Source organism: Microbacterium oleivorans (assembly GCF_023715745.1).
Classification (GTDB): Bacteria; Actinomycetota; Actinomycetes; order Actinomycetales; family Microbacteriaceae; genus Microbacterium; species Microbacterium oleivorans_D.
On record NZ_JAMBOV010000001.1, the window covers coordinates 514383 to 527836 of the forward strand.

The window sequence follows — 13454 nt, forward strand, 5'->3', positions numbered from 1 at the left end:
CTCAGTAGCCCGCGCGGTCCTCGCCGGCAGCCTGCGACCACCGTGCGGCCAGCGCCTCGGATCCCCGCGCGAGCATCGCGACGTCGGCGCCCAAGAGGATGAAGTCGGCGCCCGCGTCGATGTATGCCTGTGCCGCATCGGGATCGAACGCGTTCACGCCGACGGGGACGCCGGCATCCTTCACCGCGGCGAACGCGCGCAGCACGGCGGCGGTGACATCGGGATGCGTCTGCTGGCCGAGCAGGCCGAGGGATGCCGCGAGGTCGCTCGGTCCCACGAAGACGCCGTCCACGCCGTCCACCGTGGCGATCGCCCCGGCGGCGTCGACGCCCTCGGCCGTCTCGACCTGGACGAACAGCGACACGTGGTCGTCGGCGTCGGCGAGGTATCCGTCGACCCGGTTCCAGCGAGCCGACCGGCCGAGGGCCGATCCGACGCCCCGGTGGCCGCGCGGCGGGTAGCGCACCGCTTCGACCACCGCCTGCGCCTGCGCGGCCGAAGACACCATCGGCACGAGCAGGTTCTGGGCGCCGAGGTCGAGCACCTGCTTGATGACGACCGCGTCGTCGGACGGCACCCGGACGACCGGCGTCACAGGGTACGCGGCGACCGCCTGCAGCTGCGCGAGCACGGATTCGAGGCCGTTCGGGGCGTGCTCCATGTCGATGAGCACCCAGTCCAGGCCGGCACCGGCGCAGATCTCGGCGACGAGCGGCGAGCCGGTGCACACCCACATCCCCGCCAGCGGACGGTCGGCCTCTGCGAGCGCGGCGCGGAGGGTCGGGGTCAGACGAAGCGGCATGTGATCTCCCCCATCGGGCCGTACTCGCACCGTACCTCGTCGCCCGCGGACACCCACATCGGACGGGTGAAGGAGCCCGCCAGGATGATCTCGCCGGCCTCCAGGCGGGCGCCGTGCTGGGCGAATTTGTTGGCGAGCCACGCGACGCCCGTCGCAGGATGGCCCAGGACGCCCGCGGCGACGCCGGTCTCCTCGATCTCGCCGTTGCGCGAGAGCACGCCGGGCACCCAGCGCAGGTCGATCTCGTCGGGACGCTTGTGCACGTCGCCCAGGACCATCGCGCCGTAGGCCGCGTTGTCCGAGATCGTGTCGACGATCGTGCGGCCCTCGAGCTCGATGTGCGAGTTGAGCACCTCGAGCGCCGGGACCGCGTAGTCGATAGCGGCCAATGCGTCCTCGAGCGTGCAGCCCCGCCCTTCGAGGGACTCGCGCAGCACGAACGCGAGCTCGACCTCGACGCGCACGTTCGAGAACCGGGAGGCGTCGATCTCGTCGCCGGAGCGGTAGACCGTGTCGTCGAACATCACGCCGTAGTCCGGTTCGGTGATACCCGTCGCCTGCTGCATCGCCTTGCTCGTGAGGCCGATCTTGCGCCCCACGAGCCGGCGCCCCGCGGCGATGTTGCGGTCGCGCCAGACGCCCTGGATCGCATAGGAGTCCTCGACGGTGGCATCGGGGTACCGCGCCGTGATGCGCGGGATGACGCCGTTCGTCCGCTCGGCCTCGGCCAGCTCGGCCGCGATGTCGGCGATGGTCTCGGGAGGCAGCATCCGATCTCCTCCTCAGAGCTGGTTGCCGAGCTTGAACTCGCCGTCGCCCGTCGACTCGGGGGCGCGGGTGTACGAGAACCCGTCGGCGCCGATCGTGACGGCCATCTCGGACGAGTCGGTGCGGGCGACGACGGGCTGCGGGTCGCCGTCGAGGTCGAGCACGAGCGAGGCGTCGGTGTACCAACTCGGGACGACGGGGTTGCCCCACCAGTCGCGACGCTGGTTGTCGTGCACGTCCCACGTGACGACCGGGTTGTCGGGGTCGCCCGTGTAGTAGTCCTGCGTGTAGACCTCGACGCGGTGGCCGTCGGGGTCGCGCAGGTACAGGTAGAACGCGTTCGAGACGCCGTGCCGGCCCGGGCCGCGCTCGATGGCGTCCGAGCGTCGCAGAGCGCCGAGCTTGTCGCAGATCGCGAGGATGTTGTGCTTCTCGTGGGTCGCGAAGCAGACGTGGTGCATGCGGGGACCGTCGCCGCCGGTCATGGCGGTGTCGTGGACGGTGGGCTTGCGCCGCATCCAGGCCGCGTAGACGGTGCCCTCCTCGTCCTGGATGTCCTCCGTCACGCGGAACCCGAGAGACTGCATGAAGTTGACCGCGCGCGGCACGTCGGGGGTCACCTGGTTGAAGTGGTCCAGGCGCACGAGCTCGCCCGGGCTGTAGAGGTCGTACCGCCACGACAGGCGCTCGACGTGCTCCGTCGCGAAGAAGAACTCGTACGGGAAGCCGAGGGGGTCGACCACACGCACCGAGTCGCCGATGCCCTTCGTGAAGCCGTTCGGCTCACGCCGCACGTCGCAGCCGAGCTCGGAGTAGAAGGCGACGGCCTTGTCGAGGTCCTCCGCGGAGCGCACCCGGTAGGAGAAGACCGCGACCGCGGCGACCGGACCCTGACGCAGGACGAGGTTGTGGTGGATGAACTCCTCGGTCGAGCGCAGGTAGATCGCCTCGTCGTCTTCCTCGGTGACGTGCAGCCCGAGGATGTCGACATAGAAGACGCGGGATGCCGCGAGGTCGGTCACGACCAGTTCCATGTACGCGCACCGCAGCACGTCGGGGGCGGGGGAGGACGGGGTCGGGATCGGGTTCGCCGATCGGATCGGCGCCTCCTGGCTCACCCAGAAGCCGGAGGAGGTCAGGGTCATGTCGTCGCGGTGGCTCATGTCAGCGTCCTTGCGTGAGTGAGGTCAGTTCTTGCCGAAGGTCGGGTTGTGCACCTTGCCGAGGGTGATGTGCACGGCCTGCTGGTCCGTGTAGAAGTCGATCGAGCGGTAGCCGCCCTCGTGCCCGAGGCCCGAGGCCTTCACCCCGCCGAACGGGGTGCGGAGGTCGCGCACGTTGTTCGAGTTGAGCCAGACCATGCCGGCCTCGACGGCCTGCGAGAAGTTGTGCGCGCGCTTCAGATCGTTCGTCCAGATGTAGGCGGCGAGCCCGTACTTCGTGTCGTTGGCGAGGGCGAGCGCCTCGTCGTCGGTGTCGAACGGGGTGATCGCGACGACGGGGCCGAAGATCTCCTCCTGGAAGATGCGCGCGGTCGGCGGGACGTCGGCGAAGACGGTCGGCGCGACGAAGTTGCCGTTCTCGAAGCCGTCGGGGCGGCCGCCGCCCGCGACGAGCCGGCCCTCGGTCTTGCCGAGCTCGACGTAGGACATGACCTTGTCGTAGTGCTCGGGGTGCACGAGGGCGCCGACCTCGGTGGCCGGGTCGTGCGGGTAGCCGACCGTCACGCGCTGCGCCTGCGCGGCGTAGCGCTCCACGAACTCGTCGTACACCTCGCGCTGGACGAGGATGCGGCTGCCTGCCGTGCAGCGCTCGCCGTTGAGCGAGAACACCCCGAAGATCGTCGCGTCGATCGCGGCATCCAGGTCCGCATCGGCGAAGACGACGGCGGGGCTCTTGCCGCCGAGCTCCATCGACAGGCCCTTCAGCCACGGTGCCGCGTTCGCGAAGATCAGCTGGCCCGTGGAGCTCTCGCCCGTGAACGAGATGAGCGGCACGTCGGGGTGCTTGACGAGGGCATCACCGGCGTCCTCGCCGAGGCCGTTGACGAGGTTGAACACACCCTGCGGGAGCCCTGCTTCCTCGAAGATGCCGGCCCAGAGGGATGCCGACAGCGGCGTGAACTCGGCGGGCTTCAGCACGACCGTGTTGCCGGTCGCGAGTGCCGGGCCGAGCTTCCACGACTCGAGCATGAAGGGCGTGTTCCAGGGGGTGATGAGCCCCGCGACGCCGATCGGCTTGCGGTTGACGTAGTTGATCTGGCGCCCCGGCACCTTGAACGTGTCGTCGGACTGGGCGACGATCAGGTCCGCGAAGAAGCGGAAGTTCTCGGCGGCACGGCGGGCCTGCCCGAGCGCCTGCGTGATCGGCAGCCCGGAGTCGAAGGACTCGAGCTCCGCGAGCCGGGCATCGCGCGACTCGACGAGGTCGGCGATGCGGTGCAGCACGCGCGAGCGCTCGCGCGGCAGCATCCGCGGCCACGGACCCTCGGTGAACGCACGCCGCGCCGCGGCGACGGCGGCATCCACGTCGGCCTTCTTGCCCGCCGCGGCCTGCAGGTACACGCGGTTCGTCACCGGGTCGAGCACGTCGAAGGTCTCGCCGTCCTGCGAGTCGACGAAGGCGCCGTCGATGTAGTGCCGGATGCGGGTCGGGAGGTCCGCGGGCGTGTGCGGGGCCGCGAGGGTGGGGTCCGTCATGTCGTGCGTCCTTGCTCGAGGGTCAGAAGTTCGGGAGGCCGAGGGCCTCGTCCGGGTGTTCGTGGATCATGTAGGCGTCCAGGGTCGCGGACCGGTGGCGTCGGGCCGCCTGCTCGATGTCGCCGAGGGGAGCGCCGCGCTCGATGAGCGCCACGATCTGCTCGTGCTCGCGCACCGACTCCTGCGCGCGGCCCGGCACGAAGCTGAAGGTGGAATCGCGGAGGTGGCCGAGACGTGCCCACTCCGACTCGACGAGCTCCAGCATCCGCGGGTTCGCGCACTTGCCGTAGAGGGTCGCGTGGAACTCCTGGTTGAGGCGGGTGAAGGAGTGCGGGTCGAAGTCGCTGAGCGATTGGATCATCCGCTCGTTCGTGAGGCGTGCGTGCCGCAAGTCGTCCGCGGTGAGGCGGCGCGCGGCCAGAGCCGTCGCGGTCCCCTCCAGGATCGACAGCGCCTGCATGCTGAAGCGGTACTGCGTGTCGTCGACCATCGAGACGCGGGCGCCCACGTTGCGCTCGAACGTGACGAGCCCTTCAGCCTCGAGCTGGCGGATCGCCTCGCGCACCGGCACGACGCTCATCCCGAGCTCCCCGGCGATCGCGCCGAGCACCAGGCGGTACCCCGGCGTGAACTCCTGCGACGCGATGCGCTCCTTCACCCAGTGGTACGCGCGCTGCGACTTGCTGAGGTCGGGTGCCGTCGTCAGATCGTCGCCCGCCATGCGCGGTACCGGTCCTTCCACTCGCCCGAAAGGGGGAACAGTCCGTCGACGGGATGCCCGTGGGCGACCTGATCGGCGATCCAGCCGTCCTCGATCTCCTGCTCCAGGGCGGCGTCGGCGACCTCGGCGGCCAGCGTCGGGGGAATCACGATGACGCCGTCGGCGTCGCCGACGAGGATGTCGCCGGGTTGGACGGTGGTCCCGCCGCAGGCGACGGTCACGTCGACGTCCCACGGGACGTGACGACGGCCGAGGACCGCGGGGTGCGCTCCGGCCGTGTAGACCGGGATGCCGACGGCCGTGACGGCCTCGACGTCGCGGACACCGCCGTCGGTCACGATGCCCGCGGCCCCGCGGGCGTGCGCGCGGATCGCGAGGATGTCGCCGAGGGTGCCGGACCCGGATTCGCCGCGGGCCTCGATCACGATGACCTCGCCCTCGCCGACCGCGTCGAACGCGCGCTTCTGCGCGTTGTAGCCACCGCCGTGGCTGTCGAAGAGGTCCTCGCGGTTCGGGACGAAGCGGAGCGTCCGGGCGGTGCCGACGAGCTTGACGCCGGGGTGCAGCGGCCGGACCCCGTCGATCGTGACGTTGTCGAGGCCGCGTTTGCGCAGCTGCTGCGAGAGTCCGGCGACGGGTGCGCGGTGGAGCTTCTCGCGCAGCGCGGGGTCGAGGCCGGGCGCGGCTTCGACGGCAAGCCCTGCGGCCTCGCGGGAGCCCCATGCCTCGGCGCGCTGCAGGTCGTCGACGGCGGGGAGCGACCCGAGCTCGGGGTCGAATCCCTGCGCGCCCTGGACGACCGTCGTGCGCAGGCGCCCCGACGTCGGCGCCCCCGCGGTACCCGGTGCATCCACCTCCACCTCGACGACGTCGCCGGGGACGACCACCGACGACCCGGCCGGGGTGCCGGTGAGGATGACGTCGCCGCGCTCGAGGGTCATGTGCTGCGAGAGGTCGGCGACGATCTGCGCGAAGGGGAAGATCAGGTCGGCGGTCGTGTCGTCCTGCGCGAGCTCGCCGTTGACCCATGCGCGCACCCGGAGGCGGGCCGGATCGATCTGCCGTGCATCGATGAGGCCGGGCCCGACAGGCGTGTAGCCGTCTCGACCCTTGGATCGGACGTTCGAGCCGCGGTCGTTCGCGCGGAGGTCGTAGAGGCCGAAGTCGTTGGAGGCGGTGACCCACCCGACGTGAGCCCAGGCATCTGCGGCGCCGACGTGACGGGCGTCCGAGCCGATCACGAGGGCGACCTCGGCCTCGAAGGCGAGGAGTTCGGTGCCGGCGGGGCGTTCGATCTCATCGCCCGACGCCGCGAGCGAGCTCGACGGCTTCAGGAAGTAGGACGGCGCCGACGGGCGACGCCCGCGCTGGTCGGCACGCGACGCGTAGCTGAGGTGGACAGCGAGGACCTTGCCCGGGCGTTGAGGAAGGGCCGCGAAGCGCGGATCGACGGGGGTCGTCGGTTCGATGTCGTGGGTCATGAGCTCCCTCGCTCTTGCGGCATATCCCAAATCGTATATTATCGACGCATCCGCAGCAACCATGACGGACCACTGCGCACCCGACAACGACGTCACTCAGGAGTCAACGAAGATGAGCGAATCCTCGCGCACGGGGTTCACCCCCACCGGAACGATCAGCAGCCCCACCGACCGCCGACGCGTCGTCTTCGCGACCGTCGTCGGCACCACCGTGGAGTGGTACGACTTCTTCATCTACGCGCAGGCGGCCGGTCTCGTCTTCGCGCAGCTCTTCTTCGCGCCGCTCGGTGAGAGCACGGCGACGATCCTCTCGTTCCTCACGGTCGGCATCAGCTTCCTGTTCCGCCCGCTCGGCGCGTTCCTGGCCGGCCACTTCGGCGACAAGTACGGGCGCCGCGTGGTGCTGGTCGTGACCCTCATCCTCATGGGTGTCGCCACGACCCTCGTGGGTCTCCTGCCGACCTGGACCGTCATCGGCCTCGCCGCCCCGATCCTCCTGATCTTCCTGCGCATCCTGCAGGGCATCTCCGCCGGCGGCGAGTGGGGCGGTGCGGTGCTCATGGCCGTCGAGCACGCCCCCAAGCAGAAGCGCGGGCTGTTCGGCGCCTCGCCGCAGATCGGTGTGCCGATCGGTCTCCTCCTCGCCTCCGGGATGATGGCGCTGATGTCGGTCCTGGCACCGGGCGACGCCTTCCTCGAATGGGGCTGGCGTGTGCCGTTCCTCTTCTCGATCGTGCTGATCCTCGTCGGCTACTACATCCGTCGTCGCGTCGAGGAGAGCCCCGTCTTCCTCGAACTCGCCGAGCGCAAGGAGCGCACACGCACGCCGATCGTGCAGCTGTTCCGCAAGCACGCCCTCCTCGTCGTCATCGCGGCGCTCGTGTTCGCCGGCAACAACGCCGCGGGGTACATGACCACGGGCGGCTACATCCAGAACTACGCGACCAACCCCGAGGGTCCGCTGGCGATGGACCGCAGCGGTGTCCTCCTGGCCGTCACCGGCTCGGCCCTGTTCTGGCTCGCCTCCACCTGGACCGCCGGCTGGATCAGCGACCGCATCGGGCGCCGCGCCACCTACATCGGCGGGTGGATCCTGCAGCTGATCGGCGTGTTCACCCTGTTCCCGCTCGTGAACACCGGCGACCTCGGGCTCCTGTTCACCGCCCTCGCGATCCTCGCGATCGGTCTGGGGTTCACCTACGGTCAGCAGTCCGCGTACTACGCCGAGCTCTTCCCCGCCTCGATCCGCTTCTCGGGGGTCTCGATCTCCTACGCGATCGGCGCGATCCTCGGCGGTGCGTTCGCCCCCACGATCGCGACGGCACTCGTCCAGGCCACCGGGACGACGTGGTCGGTCGCCTTCTACCTGGCCGGGATGACCGTGCTGGGCCTGCTCGCAACGCTGCTGCTGCGCGACCGGACCGGCATCCCCCTCGGGCCCGATCACGAGGAGGAGCAGGCGAAGAGCCCGATCTACGGGGTGGCCCGGGCCTGAACCCGCGGCATCCGGTCGTCTTCTCGAAAGCGAGCACCATGCAGTTCCACCACCACGGCTACGTCTCGGGGGACCCGCGCGTCCAGGACGCCGCCGGGACCGGCATCGAGCGGCCGGACGACCTCCCCGACGAGACCGATGTGCTCATCGTGGGATCGGGGCCGGCCGGGATGCTGCTGGCCGCCCAGATGGCGCAGTTCCCGACCGTCTCGACCCGCATCATCGAGCGCCGCGGCGGCCGGCTGCCGCTGGGGCAGGCCGACGGCATCCAACCCCGCAGCGTCGAGACCTTCCAGGCATTCGGGTTCGCCGGGCGGATCATCGCCGAGGCGTACAACATCGGGTACATGAACTTCTGGGGGCCCGACCCCGAGAATCCGTCGCGCATCCACCGCACCAACCGCACGGAGGACTACGGCCTCAAGATCAGCGAGTTCCCGCACCTCATCGTCAATCAGGCGCGGGTGCTCGACTACTTCGCCGAGGCGGCGGCGCTCGGGCCCGGCCGCATCCGTCCGGACTACGGTGTCGAGTTCCGCGGACTCAGCCGCGACGACGCGGACGCGTATCCGCTCGCAGTGCGGGTGCGCCACGTCGAGGGCGACCGGGCGGGTGAGGAGCGCACGATCCGGGCGAAGTACGTCGTGGGCTGCGACGGTGCGCGCAGCGGTGTGCGCGAGGCGATCGGCCGGCGCCACGTCGGGGCGTTCGCGGCGCACGCGTGGGGCGTCATGGACGTGCTGGTGAACACGGACTTCCCCGATTGGCGCATCAAGTGCGCGATCAACTCCGAGGCGGGCAACATCCTGCACATCCCGCGGGAGGGCGGGTACCTCTCGCGGATGTACATCGACCTCGGCGAGGTCGCCGACACCGACAACCGCGCGGTGCGCAGCACGCCGATCGAGGAGATCATCCGCCGGGCGAACGAGATCCTGCACCCGTACTCGATCGACGTGAAGGAGGTCGCCTGGCACAGCGTGTACGAGGTCGGCCACCGCGTCACCGACCGGTTCGACGACGTCGAGGACGGCGACGGCCGCACCCCGCGGGTGTTCCTCACCGGCGACGCCTGCCACACGCACAGCGCGAAGGCCGGGCAGGGCATGAACGTGTCGATGCAGGACGGGTTCAACCTCGGCTGGAAGCTCGGTCACGTGCTCACCGGGCTCGCCCCGGCATCCCTCCTGTCGACCTACTCAGAGGAACGCCAGCCCGTCGCGCAGCAGCTCATCGACTTCGACCGGGAGTGGTCGTCGCTCATGGCCCGCAAACCCCACGAGATCTCCGACCCCGACGACCTCGCGAACTACTACCTGGCGACCGCCGAGTTCCCCTCGGGCTTCATGACGCGTTACGACGCGTCGGCGATCGTCGGCGACGACCGCCACCAGGCGCTTGCAGACGGGTACACCGTGGGCAAGCGCTTCGCGTCGGTCCCGGTCACGCGGGTGAGCGACGGCAACGTCGTGCACCTCGGCCACCACGCCCGCGCCGATGGCCGCTGGCGTGTCTACGCCTTCGCCGACACGGACGCCGCAGCCTTGGGCGCGTGGGCGGAGTGGGCGGCGTCCCCTGCATCACCGCTCGTGCGGTTCACACCCGCCGGAGCCGACGTCGACGCGGTGTTCGACGTCAAGGTCGTCTATCCGCAGCGCTACGACGAGGTCGACCTGCTCGCGGTGCCGCAGATCTTCCGGCCGGAGACGGGGCCGCTGGGGCTCATGGATTGGGAGAAGGTCTACGCGGCGGGACCGGGGGCGTGGAACTCCGTCGACATCTTCGCCGAGCGGGGGATCGACCCCCGCGGCGCCGTCGTGGTGGTCCGCCCCGATCAGTACGTCGCGGCGGTGCTGCCGCTCGAGGCCACCACCGAGCTCGACGCCTTCCTCTCCGGCGCGTTCGAGCGCTGACCGCGCGCTCGATCCGACGCGATCTGCTGCCACCGAGCGGCGGAGACAGCAGATCGCGTCGGGTCGCGAGTGAGCCGCGCCCTACCAGCTGCGAGCGGCGGAGGTCGCGGCCTTGGTGAGCTTCGTCTCGGGCACCACGAAGCGGTAGGTGCCCTTCGACGACGCAGTGTAGGCAGCCTTGCCCGAGGCGTTCGTCTTCCGGGTGGCGATCGTCTTCCAGCCCTTCGACGAGCGCTTCTGCACCTTCACCGTTGTGTCCTTCGGCGCCGCGGTGAACCCCGCCCCGGCGTCGAAGGAGACCGATGCGGTGTACGACGTCGCGACGACCGTACCCCAGGAGTAGGTCGCCTCGGACGAGATGCCGACCTTTCCGGCGGCCTTGCCCGTCGTCTTCTTCGCGATGGTCTTCGCCCCGCTGGCATCCGACCAGTGCGTCGGTGCGGCCTGCACCACGGCGCGCCACGTGCCCTTGGCGTCGTCACGGATGACGGCCGAGTAGGCACCCTTGCTGTTGCTCGTGACGGTCTTCTTCGTGATCCAGGTCGACCCGCTCTTCTTCTGCAGTGCGACGCGTGAGCCCGACTGCGGCACGAAGGCAGGAGAGCAGCACGACGGGTCGAACCGTGACACAGTCCCCGAGAACGCCACGCCGTCGACGCGTCGGGTGAGGCGCATCGTGGCGTCGGCGGCATGGCGCAGATCGATGGCCGCGTTCGCGAACACGACCCGCGGGCTGTCCGTCCAGTAGTCGGCGTCGTTGGCCGACGCCCAGGAGTAGCTCAGGCTCGCGTCCTGGACGGTGGCGGTGTACGACCCGGCGATGGCGAAGTCGGGGTAGGCGGGGAGCTCGAGCTGGACCCGGCCGTTCTGGTAGTCGATCCGCGACGTGCTGATCCGCCACGAATCGAGCTTGCGGTTGTCCTTCTTGCGGATGAGGGCGATGGTCACGCTCTCGAGGCAGTCGGGCGCCTGCCCGGCATCGGACTTCGCGACATCCACGTAGAAGATCTGCTCGTGCGAAGCCGCGGAGATCTTCTTCGGCGCGGTGAGTGTCACCGTGCAGGCGTTGACGATCGCCGCGTTCGCCGGCGCCGCGGCGACGAGCGATGAGAGCACGAGCGCGGTCGCCACCCCCACCGTGGTCGCGATCTTTGTGAACCGGAATGTCATGCGTTTCCTCCTGCAAGGGACTGGGCGTGCGGGCGCACGCGGCATCACATTAGGGAGTTCTCATCCGGGGGACGGGTGGTCGGAGGCTATCCGGACGAATCCGGACACTCCGGTGCGAGTGGTTGTCGCGCCTCAGGCGGTCAGGTCGGTGATGAGCGCCTCGACGCGGGCGCGGATGTCGTCGCGGATGCGACGGACGTCCTCGATGCCCTGCCCGGCGGGGTCGTCGAGCTGCCAGTCCTCGTAGCGCTTGCCGGGGAAGATCGGGCAGGCGTCGCCGCACCCCATCGTGATCACGACGTCCGACTCGCGGACTGCGTCGACGGTCAGCAGCTTCGGTGCGTTCGCGGCGATGTCGATGCCCTCCTCGGCCATGGCGTCGACGGCGACCGGATTGATGCGATCCTTCGGCTCGGAGCCGGCAGACAGCACCTCGACGCGGTCGCCCGCCAGATGCTGCAGGTACCCGGCGGCCATCTGGGAGCGTCCCGCGTTGTGGACGCAGACGAACAGGACGGTGGGGGTGGTGGTCATGGGGTGTCGTGTCCGTTTCGGGTGGATCGGCGTTCGATGAGGAGCGTGTCGCGCCACTGTCCGGCGTGAGGACCGAGCATCGACCGGCCGATGCGTTCGCGCCGCCCGACGATTCGGAAGCCGGCGTTCTCGTGCAGCCGCAGGCTCACCTCATTCTCGGGGAAGACGCTCGACTGGATCGTCCAGTAGCCCGCCGACTCGGCGGCGTCGATGAACGCGTCGAGCAGGGCGCGTCCCACGCCTCGGCCGGTGTGCGCCGGGTCGACGTAGACGGAGTGCTCGATCACGCCGCGGTAGACCTCGCGGGTGGAGACGCGGGATGCCGCGACCCACCCGACGGCGCGGTCATCGGCGTCGACGGCGACGAGGCGCGCGTCTGGCACCTTGCCGGCATCGAACGCCTCCCATGTCGGGGTTGTCGTCTCGAACGTCGCCTCGCCCCCGGCGATCCCCGCGGCGAAGATGCGCTCGACGTCAGGCCAGTCGAGCGACGCCATCGGCCGTGTCCGTGTCATCAGCAGCACCCGCCCAGGTCGGTGGAGCACACGCCGGTCGCCGGAAGCGTCAGCCGGACCTGCGTCGCGGCGCGCATGTCGCCGTCGATCCACGCCACGACCGAGCGCACCTGCTCGTAGCCGGTCGCGAGCAGGAACGTCGGTGCGCGGCCGTAGGACTTCATGCCGACGATGAAGAAGCCGTGCTCGGGATGCCGCAGCTCGTCGAAGCCGTGCGGCTCGACGGTGCCGCACGAGTGCACGTTGGGGTCGATGAGCGGCGCGAGCCGGACGGGCGCCTCGACGATGTCGTCGAGCCCGAGCCGGATCTCGCGCAGCATCGACAGATCGGGCCGAAAACCCGTCGCGCCGACGACGAGATCCGTGTCGTGGACGGATGCCGCGCCTCGCCGCATCCCGATCAGTCGGGCACCGTCGCCGCGACGCTCGACCGAACCGATCTCGAACGAGTCGACCTTCTCGATCCGTCCGCTGTCGACGAGAGCGTCCAGGCGCGACCCGAGCGCGGCGCGGTCGCCGAGCTCGTCCTCGGTGGAGGAGGACACGCGCACCGCTGTCGGATTGCGGATCAGCCAGGTGATGCGGGTGCCGGGCTCGGACTCGGCGAGGGTCGCGAGGGCCAGGAGGGTGTTCGCGGCGGAGTGGCCGGCGCCCACGACGGTCGTGTGGCGCCCGGCGAAGCGCGTCCGGTCTCGCCCGAGAACGTCGGGCAGGGGGTGCACGAGCCGGTCGCCGAGGCCGGCGGTGCCGAGCAGGTCGAGACCGGTGGAGCCGAGCGGATTGGGGGAGTCGTAGGTGCCGGAGGCGTCGATCACGGCGCGGGCCGTCAGCTCGCCGATCCCGTCGGTCGTGACGTACCGGATGACGAACGGCGTCGTCTCGCGCCCGGTGCTGCGGGTGCGGTCCATGCCCTCTCGGGCGACGGCGATCACGCGCGACCCGTAGCGGATGCGGGGGCGCATCGCCTCGAGCTCGGCGAGGGGCGTCGCGTAGGACTCCACCAGCTCGCGCCCGGTGGGCGCGGCATCCGGCTCGGGTGCGACCCAGCCCGAGGCCTCGAGGAGACGGCGGGATGCCGGGTCGACGAGGTGGCGCCACGGCGAGAAGAGGCGGATGTGCCCCCATCGCCGGACGGCGGCGGCGGGTCCGTCACCCGCTTCGAGCACGATGACGTCGACGCCGCGCTCGAGGAGGTGCGCCGCGGCGGCGAGGCCGACGGGTCCCGCGCCGATGACGACCACCGGGAGTGTGGCGAGCCGCGAGGTGGCGGTCGCGCGGGGCGTGAGGTCGAGCAGCGTCATCCTGTCCTCCGTATCGCTGGATGTCGATCGAAAGTATGCGCCGCTATATCGATGA

General features: G+C 70.2%; 12 protein-coding genes. 2 read left to right on the forward strand and 10 right to left on the reverse strand.

What is annotated here, in order from left to right; genetic code table 11:
• Position 1 precedes the first annotated feature (1 nt).
• From M3190_RS02435 to M3190_RS02460, 6 genes are read right to left on the reverse strand one after another with little or no spacing between them, the layout of a single operon-like run.
• Positions 2-802 (reverse strand): HpcH/HpaI aldolase family protein, encoded by an 801-nt coding sequence (locus M3190_RS02435; RefSeq protein WP_251577956.1) that lies wholly within the window; start codon positions 800-802, stop codon positions 2-4.
• Entirely contained in the window at positions 787-1572 is a 786-nt protein-coding gene (locus tag M3190_RS02440; protein WP_251577958.1) for a 2-keto-4-pentenoate hydratase, read from the reverse strand. The genes M3190_RS02435 and M3190_RS02440 overlap by 16 nt, the downstream gene beginning before the upstream one ends.
• A gap of 12 nt (positions 1573-1584) precedes the next feature.
• Positions 1585-2733, reverse strand: a complete 1149-nt coding sequence (hpaD, locus tag M3190_RS02445) for a 3,4-dihydroxyphenylacetate 2,3-dioxygenase (RefSeq protein ID WP_251577960.1) — start codon at positions 2731-2733, stop codon at positions 1585-1587.
• Positions 2734-2757: 24 nt separating this feature from the next.
• Positions 2758-4269 carry a 5-carboxymethyl-2-hydroxymuconate semialdehyde dehydrogenase gene (gene hpaE / locus M3190_RS02450; protein WP_251577962.1) on the reverse strand — a complete coding sequence of 504 codons (1512 nt, stop codon included), beginning with the start codon at positions 4267-4269 and terminating at the stop codon, positions 2758-2760.
• 22 nt (positions 4270-4291) lie between these two features.
• Complete coding sequence (locus tag M3190_RS02455; protein WP_251577964.1) at positions 4292-4990, reverse strand: GntR family transcriptional regulator; 699 nt, start codon at positions 4988-4990, stop codon at positions 4292-4294.
• The gene (locus tag M3190_RS02460; protein ID WP_251577966.1) at positions 4972-6471 is read right to left on the reverse strand and encodes a fumarylacetoacetate hydrolase family protein; all 1500 of its coding nucleotides are present in this window, start codon (positions 6469-6471) and stop codon (positions 4972-4974) included. The genes M3190_RS02455 and M3190_RS02460 overlap by 19 nt, the downstream gene beginning before the upstream one ends.
• A gap of 112 nt (positions 6472-6583) precedes the next feature.
• On the opposite strand from M3190_RS02460, the gene M3190_RS02465 reads away from it, so the two are divergent.
• Both M3190_RS02465 and M3190_RS02470 read left to right on the forward strand, forming a co-directional pair.
• Positions 6584-7966, forward strand: coding sequence for an MFS transporter (locus M3190_RS02465; protein ID WP_251577968.1), 1383 nt, complete (start codon positions 6584-6586; stop codon positions 7964-7966).
• A 38-nt stretch (positions 7967-8004) separates the two neighbouring features.
• Positions 8005-9879: an FAD-dependent monooxygenase gene (locus tag M3190_RS02470; RefSeq protein WP_251577970.1), complete on the forward strand. Its 1875-nt coding sequence runs from the start codon at positions 8005-8007 to the stop codon at positions 9877-9879.
• Positions 9880-9960: 81 nt separating this feature from the next.
• Here M3190_RS02470 and M3190_RS02475 read toward each other — a convergent pair whose 3' ends face one another.
• The 4 genes from M3190_RS02475 to M3190_RS02490 all read right to left on the reverse strand — a co-directional run bounded on the left by M3190_RS02475 (position 9961) and on the right by M3190_RS02490 (position 13399).
• Positions 9961-11049: a hypothetical protein gene (locus M3190_RS02475; protein ID WP_251577972.1), complete on the reverse strand. Its 1089-nt coding sequence runs from the start codon at positions 11047-11049 to the stop codon at positions 9961-9963.
• Positions 11050-11181: 132 nt separating this feature from the next.
• The gene (locus M3190_RS02480; protein ID WP_251577974.1) at positions 11182-11583 is read right to left on the reverse strand and encodes an arsenate reductase ArsC; all 402 of its coding nucleotides are present in this window, start codon (positions 11581-11583) and stop codon (positions 11182-11184) included.
• Positions 11580-12098 (reverse strand): GNAT family N-acetyltransferase, encoded by a 519-nt coding sequence (locus M3190_RS02485; RefSeq protein WP_251577976.1) that lies wholly within the window; start codon positions 12096-12098, stop codon positions 11580-11582. The genes M3190_RS02480 and M3190_RS02485 overlap by 4 nt, the downstream gene beginning before the upstream one ends.
• A complete protein-coding gene (locus tag M3190_RS02490) occupies positions 12098-13399 on the reverse strand; it encodes an FAD-dependent oxidoreductase (RefSeq protein ID WP_251577978.1) in 1302 nt (433 codons plus the stop codon). Before M3190_RS02490 ends, M3190_RS02485 begins: the two co-directional genes overlap by 1 nt.
• Positions 13400-13454 lie beyond the last annotated feature (55 nt).